This window comes from Nostoc cf. edaphicum LEGE 07299, from assembly GCF_015207245.1.
GTDB classification, from domain to species: Bacteria; Cyanobacteriota; Cyanobacteriia; order Cyanobacteriales; family Nostocaceae; genus Nostoc; species Nostoc edaphicum_B.
This window is the reverse complement of record NZ_JADEXF010000801.1, coordinates 1-3,098: the sequence shown is the minus strand read 5'-3', so window position 1 is coordinate 3,098 and position 3,098 is coordinate 1. Positions and strand designations below refer to the sequence as shown.

Annotated in this window: 3 protein-coding genes and 1 pseudogene; 2 read left to right on the top strand and 2 right to left on the bottom strand. The window is 38.2% G+C overall.

The genetic code is table 11. The features are described 5' to 3' along the window. Positions 1–279: pseudogene (locus tag IQ229_RS20875) on the top strand (hypothetical protein); the annotation flags it as partial. 51 nt (positions 280–330) lie between these two features. Continuing rightward, entirely contained in the window at positions 331–507 is a 177-nt protein-coding gene (locus IQ229_RS20870) for a hypothetical protein (protein WP_194047005.1), read from the top strand. Between the two features lie 78 nt (positions 508–585). On the opposite strand, the gene IQ229_RS20865 is transcribed toward IQ229_RS20870, so the two are convergent. Both IQ229_RS20865 and IQ229_RS20860 read right to left on the bottom strand, forming a co-directional pair. After that, positions 586–1,608: a phosphatase PAP2 family protein gene (locus tag IQ229_RS20865; protein ID WP_194047003.1), complete on the bottom strand. Its 1,023-nt coding sequence runs from the start codon at positions 1,606–1,608 to the stop codon at positions 586–588. A 226-nt stretch (positions 1,609–1,834) separates the two neighbouring features. Next, a complete protein-coding gene (locus tag IQ229_RS20860) occupies positions 1,835–2,479 on the bottom strand; it encodes an HMA2 domain-containing protein (protein WP_194047001.1) in 645 nt (214 codons plus the stop codon). Between the last annotated feature and the right edge of the window lie 619 nt (positions 2,480–3,098).

Genomic DNA, 3,098 nt, shown 5'->3' with positions numbered 1-3,098 from the left:
CTTTGCTGGGAAGCATATCCTGAAGCTAAAGAATACGAACTGCAAACGGTACTGATGGAAGGGAAATCTCCAAAGTTGAAACGACAAAGCGATCGCTGCTTTCATATACAAGCTGCATCTAATGAAAACCAAAAATCACAAGGATTACTCAACCATGATTTAATCTTGTTAATGCATAAAATTCAGCTTGGTTATCGAGTGCGAGCTGTCTTAGATAACAACCGCGTCAGTGAATGGTCTCAAGTAATGGCAGTTGGTGCAACTACTACCTCTGAATAGAATGGTACTAATAATACCTGTAATAGCGTATCAGAAGGAATCAAAAACAGCTTGCCACATGAAAAAGAACGAGTCTTTATCATTGCCTATCCCCAAGAAAGCACTTGTGCAGAGAGCGGAGAGCAGAGGAGAAAGTTGGAGTGGGATCTGTGCGATTTTGTCAGATTTGGTAAACAAGGTGCGATGCCTGCGACGGGCGTAGCCATCGCTAAATCATTTTCTCGGTAGTAGAAATATCTTTATACTTTATAAAACGACAATGGATAGAATGTTGCGAAGCAGGGTGACAAACAGCTTACTGGGGATTCACTCACAACGAATCGCACGGGGATTCCTAGTAGCCTCCAAACTAAGGATACAAGCAATCAACCAGACTAAACCTGTAGCGTAGCCAGCTGTCACATCAGTTAGCCAATGTACACCAAGATAAAGCCGACTGAAACCGATCGCAGCAATTAAAACTATAGTCAAGCCATAAATCCAAAAGCGCTGTTCAGGAAACTGTTTTGCCAGAATATAGCTGGTAAAACCGTAAATCACTATTGAAACCATTGCATGGCCACTGGGAAAACTATGTTGACCCACTTTAATAATATGCTTCCACAGTGCTGGACGCGCTCTACCAAAGAATAGTTTCATCAAACAATTTAACAAGGTTGCACCGACTCCAGCGATGCCCAAGATGGCTGCTTGTCGGCGACGATTATAAAATAACGGACTAATCGCCAACCCCAAAGAAGATAACAGCATTACTACTGGATCGCCCATAAAAGTGATACTAAGCATGATGCGATCGCGCAGTGGTGTATGCAACCTCTGGATCAAGAGCAAAATCGCTTCGTCAAGATTATATGCATACAACAGTCCGGTGGCGCATACAAGAGCGCCAACAGCCCCCAATACTGGAATAAGTTGACTACTTGTTTGGTTTAATTGTCGCTGCATAGATATTTGAGGCAGTACGGCTGAATCAGATATGTTTCGGTTATTACCCCTAACGAAAGCAGTATTTTCTTTAGTGACTGCGGTACAAGCAAGTGATTTACTGTTTTTTTGCCGATAATCTAAGAGGATGTCTTGAATAAGGAGTGCGATCGTATTTAGGCTTTTATCTGGATGAAAGATAACAAGAACATTCCCTGTGTAACTATTAGCACTAGCTCGTGAGATTATTTCTTCTTCTAATAATCTTGATTCAAGATATTTTTTAAGAGCTTCTGAATGATAAAGTCCATTTACTTTATATCTAACTCTTCCTTTTACAGCAGTATGTATTGGTTGAACCCAATGGCTTTGATTATGAAATTTATGAAAGTGAGGATTACCCATTTGTTATTGACAATAAAATGCTTTGACTGAAGGCTAGTAATCTGCCCCATTAATTTTGATTAGTTCATAGTAAGCACTTCAGTGCTTAAAAATCCAGGGCTAAAGTCCTTACTACGAACTTTTTTACCACTAGGGAAGAGATTTTCATGACTTCTCGTAAATCCGAGTAATTTCAGGGCTACTTACTATTAACCAGGAATCATTTTAATAGCTACTGTATTAGTAACTACACAAGATTAGATTCGCTAGCAGATTTTAGTTTCAAAGGCTGGGAATTCACCTCGCTATTGCCGCGCAATTGCCATCGCTTGTTAAGTAAGATAAACATGGTGGCAGATTTTAGCCTCTTAATTATGCTTCTTGAGGTAGAAAGTATCCGTTCCCAAACGTCTATTCTAACCCTTCGATATACAATAACATTACGTGCTTGGTTGATCTTGCGTGTACTATCAATTAGGTTGATTAGAGCATCAAAGATAGTCCCCACGATTGATTTTGCCATTACCTCTTTTGGCACAACTACATCTTGGGCAGTTTGAATCAGGTTGACCAGATGCTCGCGCATTTGGTTATCTGAAATTACACCTACTTTATAATTGATGACGATAGATGCAGCTTTCGGGTTAATACGAACATTTGTAACTTTAGTATCGGATTCTATAGCTAATTGGAGTTGATTAGCATACTCAGTATCTCTGGCTAGCAGAGGAATACGAAAACGAATTCGCCCAGGAATTGTATGGATAATGCTATAGAATATCTTTTGAGATGGCGCTGTTTTATTAGCTACGTTTTTAGCTGCCTTTTTTGGTGGTAAACGCAGGTTAAGGCTAGCAGCTTTGTCAGAGTTAGACCGTTTTATAGAAGTCATAGTACTATTTTTTAATTCCAAAAAACAAAAAATGCAAGCAGGCTTATAAACTTATCTATTGATGTTCTAAGAGAGCGTTTTATTGAGTTGCATTGACTTTACTTTAGTCATACATATTTTTTTGAGTTTAAAAATCTATCTCAGTAGTGAATCTAGCTGTTGCTGCTATCAGATTGATTAAGTTTCTTTAACACTGTGGTTCACTAATAATAATGGAATAATCAAGACGATAAACGTTAAAGAAGCCAAAAGGAAAAAGGCACTTACCAATATATTTAGGGATTTAGCATCGTACTTAATTAAAGCCGCTAAATCCGAAATTTGGCTTTGTGCTTAAAGCCCTGCTCCGTCTTGCCCTCTGCCTTGCTGATAAATGCTCTTTCTCCTTCCTTTTTATATAACTATCATTTTTATTTACAAGTATTTCATTAAATAGACTTATTGACATATAAGCATTTTCATGAGTTACAGTTGAGTTACTATATTCTCAAGTAGTAAAATCAAGGGTATGTATGAATTTACCCGATGGGAGTATTGCCCTGATTTCATGCAAGCCTTGCTTATTTATTTTATTTAATTTCTAGGTATTTGTTTATGCAGCAAGGGTTAAGTTTACTAA

What these genes read in the sequence shown, in the direction of transcription:
- IQ229_RS20865 (WP_194047003.1), bottom strand. Translation starts at nt 1,608, where the DNA reads ATGGGTAATCCTCACTTTCATAAATTTCATAATCAAAGCCATTGGGTT.
- IQ229_RS20860 (WP_194047001.1), bottom strand. Translation starts at nt 2,479, where the DNA reads ATGACTTCTATAAAACGGTCTAACTCTGACAAAGCTGCTAGCCTTAAC.